General features: G+C 70.7%; 6 protein-coding genes. 2 read left to right on the forward strand and 4 right to left on the reverse strand.

Annotation, left to right across the window (positions count from 1 at the left end; genetic code table 11):
- Positions 1-971 (forward strand): M23 family metallopeptidase (locus HUV01_RS11840; protein WP_174298448.1); only part of this gene is annotated, 971 nt, incomplete at its 5' end.
- Between the two features lie 59 nt (positions 972-1,030).
- A complete protein-coding gene (locus HUV01_RS11845; RefSeq protein WP_174298449.1) occupies positions 1,031-1,357 on the forward strand; it encodes a hypothetical protein in 327 nt (108 codons plus the stop codon).
- A gap of 61 nt (positions 1,358-1,418) precedes the next feature.
- On the opposite strand, the gene HUV01_RS11850 is transcribed toward HUV01_RS11845, so the two are convergent.
- From HUV01_RS11850 to HUV01_RS11865, 4 genes are all read right to left on the reverse strand, one after another.
- Positions 1,419-3,068: an ATP-binding protein gene (locus HUV01_RS11850; protein WP_174298450.1), complete on the reverse strand. Its 1,650-nt coding sequence runs from the start codon at positions 3,066-3,068 to the stop codon at positions 1,419-1,421.
- A 153-nt stretch (positions 3,069-3,221) separates the two neighbouring features.
- A complete protein-coding gene (locus tag HUV01_RS11855; protein ID WP_174298451.1) occupies positions 3,222-3,581 on the reverse strand; it encodes a hypothetical protein in 360 nt (119 codons plus the stop codon).
- 44 nt (positions 3,582-3,625) lie between these two features.
- Positions 3,626-4,444, reverse strand: coding sequence for a TIGR02186 family protein (locus HUV01_RS11860; protein ID WP_174298452.1), 819 nt, complete (start codon positions 4,442-4,444; stop codon positions 3,626-3,628).
- Positions 4,441-4,937 (reverse strand): sulfite exporter TauE/SafE family protein (locus HUV01_RS11865; protein ID WP_174298453.1); only part of this gene is annotated, 497 nt, incomplete at its 5' end. The genes HUV01_RS11865 and HUV01_RS11860, both read right to left, overlap by 4 nt.

The following is a 4,937-nucleotide window of genomic DNA, read 5'->3' on the forward strand; positions in this document are numbered from 1 at the left end:
AGCTGCGCCCCGGCACGCACATCGCGCTGACGCTCGGCCGCCGGCCGAACCGCCGCGTCGCCCGGCCGCTGGAGGCGCTGTCGATGCGGGCGCGGTTCGACCTCGACCTGACCCTGTCCAGGGCCGGAGACGGCCGCGCCCTGGCGCTGGTCGAGCGGCCGATCGCGGTCGACCGCACCCCGTTGCGGGTGCAGGGGCTGGTGGGCTCCGGCCTATATCGCTCGGTCCGCGCGGCGGGCGTGCCGGCGGATGCGGCCGGGGAGTATGTGAAGGCGATCGCCGGCCGGCTGTCGATCGGCCGCGACATCGCCGCCGCCGACCGGTTCGACGCCGTGCTGGAACAGGAGCGCGCCGCGACCGGCGAGGTGCGGCTCGGCCGGCTGCTGCTGGCCGCGGTGGACCGGGAGGCGGGACGCACGCAGCTCGTCCGCTGGCCGGGGGGCGATCGCGACGACTGGTTCGATCCGCGCGGGCAGGGCGCCCGCCACGAGGGCATGGCGATGCCGGTCGAGGGACATGTCACCTCCGGCTTCGGACCGCGCTTCCATCCCCTCCTGGGCTTCACGCGGATGCACAAGGGGATCGACATCGGCGCGCCCATCGGCACGCCGGTGGTCGCCGCCGCGGCCGGCACGGTGCGCTCGGCCGGCTGGAGCGGCGGCTACGGGCGGTTCGTCCGGCTCGACCACCCCGGCAGCCTCGCGACCGGCTATGGCCATCTAAGCGGGATGGCGGTGCACGCGGGGGAGGCGGTGCGCGCGGGGCAGGTGATAGGCTATGTCGGGTCGAGCGGCCTCTCGACCGGGCCGCACCTTCATTGGGAGGTGTGGCGGAACGGGACGGCGATCGATCCCCTGCGTCTGTCGTTCTCGACCACGGCGCAGCTGGAGGGCGAGGCGCTGGCGCGGTTCCGGGCGACGGTCGAGACGCTGGTCGCGGTCCGACCCGGCGACGCGCCGCACGGCCGGTGAGGGACTGGACGTCGCGCGCCCGTGTCCCATATCGATAGCACACCTCGAAAGGTCTGCCCGTGAGCGATACCGTCAAGCTGCCCAAGCACGTCGCGGGCGTGAAGATCCCCAAGCCGCTGCGCCAGGCGGCGGAGGCGATGCTGGAACAGGCGGCGACACCCGCCGGTCGCCAGCTGATCGCCGGCGCGCTGATCGCGGCCGCGGCGGCGCTGACGCGCGATCAGCCCGCAGGGGGCGAGCAGAAGACGGCGGAGAAGCCGAAGTCGCCGATCGACATGGGCGCGCTGCTCGGCATGGCGGCCACCAGCATGATCGGCGGCCTGCGCGCGGCGAGCGAGCGAAAGGCCGACGCGGCTCCGGCGTCGGGCAAGCCCGGCGAGGGCTGACCGATCGGGACGGATGCCCGGACGCAAGGGCAGGGAGAAGGGTCGGGGACCGGCAGGATCGCTACCGCCCCTGCGCGCGCCACCGCTGGATGGTGCGGGTGATGATCTGGTCCTCGCCACCCGTCCGGGTCCACAGTTCCGAGAACAGCGGGTCGCCCGAGGCAGGGCGCTTGACCTCCTCCAGCCCGTCGAACGCCACGCGGATCGGTATCCCGACGCCCTCGCCGCAGATGATGCACTCGCGGTTGCGCAGCGCCGGGATCGCGTCGAGGAAGCCGCGCGCGCCCTCCGGCATCGCCGCGCGGACATAGGCCTGGTCGCGGTCGTTGTTCAGCCGCATCGCGATGATCGTGCCGCATTGCGACAGCACGCCTTCCGCCAGGTCCGACGGCCGCTGGGTGATGAGGCCGAGCGACACGCCGTACTTGCGCCCCTCCTTGGCGATCCGGCCCAGGATGCGCCCGACCGACGAGCCGTCGGCGTTGCGGTCGGACGGGATGTAGCGGTGCGCCTCCTCGCAGACGAGCAGGATCGGCCGCTGCGGCTCGTTGCGCGACCAGATGGCATAGTCGAACACCATCCGGCTGAGCACCGCCACCACGACGGAGGTGATCTCGCTCGGCACGCCCGACACGTCGATGATCGAGATCGGCCGCCCGTCGCCGGGCAGGCGGAAGATGCGCGCGAGGAAGGCCGCCATCGTGTCGGCGACCAGCATGCCCGAGAACATGAAGCCATAGCGTGGGTCGGCCTTCACCTCGTCGATCTTGGTCTTCAGGCGCAGGTACGGCACGGTGTCGCCCGCGCGGTCCATCTTGCCCATCTCGAGCTGGATGAGGTTGGTGAGTTCGCTCAGCAGGTACGGCACCGGCGCGTCGACGGTCAGCTTGGGGATCTCCGCGCCGATCCGGTTCCTGGCGCGCGCGGCGAGCAGGCATTTGGCGAGGATGTCGGCGTCGATCTGCCGCTCGGTGCCCGCCGAGGTGACGAACACCTCGCAATGCTCCTCGAAGTTCATCAGCCAATAGGGCATCTGGAGGTTCGACACGTCGAAGATCGCGCCGTTGCCCCTGAACGCCTGCGCATATTCGCCGTGCGGGTCGACCATGACGATGTGGCCCTGCGGCGCGAGCTCGCAGATGCGGTGGAGGATCAGCGCCGCGCTGGTCGACTTGCCCGTGCCCGTCGAGCCGAGCAGCGCGAAATGCTTGCCCAGCATCGCGTCGACGTACAGCGCGGCCCGGATGTCCCGCGTCGGATAGACCGTGCCGATCTCGATGTGCGCGCGGTCGTCGGCGGCATAGATCTGTTTCAGGTCGACGGTCGAGACGGGGTACACCCGGCAGCCGGGCACCGGATAGCGCGTGACGCCGCGGCGGAAATTGTAGAGCTTGCCGGTCAGCCTCTCCTCGTCGCCCTCGCCCAGGAAGTCGACCTGGGCGACCGCGTGGCCGGGGCTCGCGTCGGCAAGGCGGAGCGAGCGGATGTTGGCGATCAGCCACGCCGAGCCGAGCCGCATCTTCACCTGGCTGCCGACCTGCCCGCCCTGCGCGATCACCGGGTCCGGATCCGCGCCCAGCGCCTCCATCGTCGCCAGGTCGAGCAGCACCTCGCTGCCCGCCCCGCCGATCGCCAGCACGACGCCGATCGCGGCGGTGTCGGCGAGCGGATCGCCGGCGGCGAAGGCCTCCCGGCCGGGTTGCTGGGTCATCGCTACGCTACTCCTGACGCCGGCCGGCTATGACCGGGCAGGGGTGAAGATTGCGTTTAGGATATGGCGGTTGCGAGCGGGCGGCATCGCAGTCGCGCGACGTGGACATGATGTCGCTTGCCGACACGATAGCGGCACGTCTTCGACCGGTGGTTAGCGGTCGTTGGTTGGCTTTTCGGGTCTTGTGATCCAGATGAAGAAAAGAACGACAAGTATCGTAGCGATGGGCGCAACGAGAATGGCAAACGCCAAAACATCCATACCGCTCTGACCGTCATGTGGAGACAGCTTCAGATCGTGTTGCATTCGTAGGCGGAATGCAAAACCATAAGCCAGATAGAGAGTTACGCTTCCGAGTGCGGTAGCGAACGCAGTTCGCATCCAATTTATGCCGCTCACCCGGCAGGCCGCCATGACGACAGCACAGAAAATCAATATTGCGGTTGCGCCAATCCCCATATGCGCATGTTCACACAATTTTCCCCATGTCTGCAACTGGGCGGAACCGGACAAGAGCCTTCGCAACACGCACAATCACCACGCGAGCAGATCGGACGCTATCGCCGCCCCGCCAGCCATCCCGCCAGCCAGCCCAGGAACACCGACAGCGCGACCACCGTCAGCCCATAGGCGACGGAGGAGCGGTCGGCGGCGCGGGCGACCAGCCGTTCCGCGCCCGATTTGCGGACGTCGATGGCGCGCACCGCCGCCGCCAGCACGCGGCCGTCGCGGATCAGGAACGTCTCGGCGGTGAAGCGGCCGACGGGCACGCGGGCGGGGATGCGCAGCCGGGCGCGGTACAGGACGCCGTCGGTGATCTCCACCGCGCGCGGCGCCTCGTAGTACAGGCCGGCCCGCGACTGCAGCGCCACCAGCCCGCGCCCGAACCGGTCCTGCACGTCGGCGGGCGCGCTGGAGGCGGGGGACAGCTGGAGGCTGTCGATGCCCAGTTCGTAGATCGCGCGCGTCCGCCCGTCGAGCAGCCGCTCGATCGGGCGCGACGAGGCGATGGCGTAGAAGGACGGCGCGGACCGGAAGCGCAGCCGTGCGGCGTTGATCCAGATACCCGCCACCTGCTTCTTCTCGCGCACCAGGATGGAGCGTGGCGGCCCCTTCACCACCACCGCCACCTCGGGCGCGTCACGCCACCGCGTCCCCCGGCCGGCGGGCACGCGCCCGCCGGGATAGAGGATCGCGCCGAACAGCAGCAGGTCCGCGCCCGTGAAGCTGTACGCGATCTCGATGTCGCGTTGCGACACGTCGGGGACCAGCACCGGCTTCGACCGGTCGCGGGCGTCGGGCTGCGGATCCGGACCGGCCTGGGCGAGCAGGAGCGGCGCGGCGACCGCCAGCCAGCGCGCGCGCCGCCCGGTCACGTAAGCTCGACCGAATACAGGTCGTCGGGCCTTGCCCCCAGCCCCAGCGCGATCCGGCCCGCCACCAGCAGCACGATCACGGCCAGCGCGAGGCGGAGGTATTCGGGCCGCGCCCGGTTCGCCAGCCGCGCGCCGACCTGGGCGCCCGTCACCGATCCCAGCAGCAGCAGCGCGGCGAGCACGATGTCGACCGCCTTGGTCGTGGTGGCGTGGACCATCGTCGCGGCGGCGGTGACGAACAGCGTCTGGAACAGGCTGGTGCCCACGACCACCTGCGCGCTCATGCCGAAGACGTACAGCATCACCGGCACCAGCACGAATCCGCCGCCGACGCCGAGCAGGATGGTCAGGATGCCGACCAGGAAGCCCAGCAGCAGCGGCGCGAGCGGCGAGATGTAGAGGCCGGACCGGCGGAAGCGCGTCCGCCACGGCAGCATCGCGACCAGCGGATGGTGCCGGCGCCTGGGCCGGGCCGCGCGGCGGCCGCGCGCGA

The sequence above is a fragment of the Sphingomonas bacterium genome (assembly GCF_903643035.1).
GTDB lineage: Bacteria > Pseudomonadota > Alphaproteobacteria > Sphingomonadales > Sphingomonadaceae > Sphingomonas.

Coding starts and splice junctions, on each gene's coding strand:
- HUV01_RS11850 (WP_174298450.1), bottom strand. CDS start 3,068: ATGACCCAGCAACCCGGCCGGGAGGCCTTCGCCGCCGGCGATCCGCTC.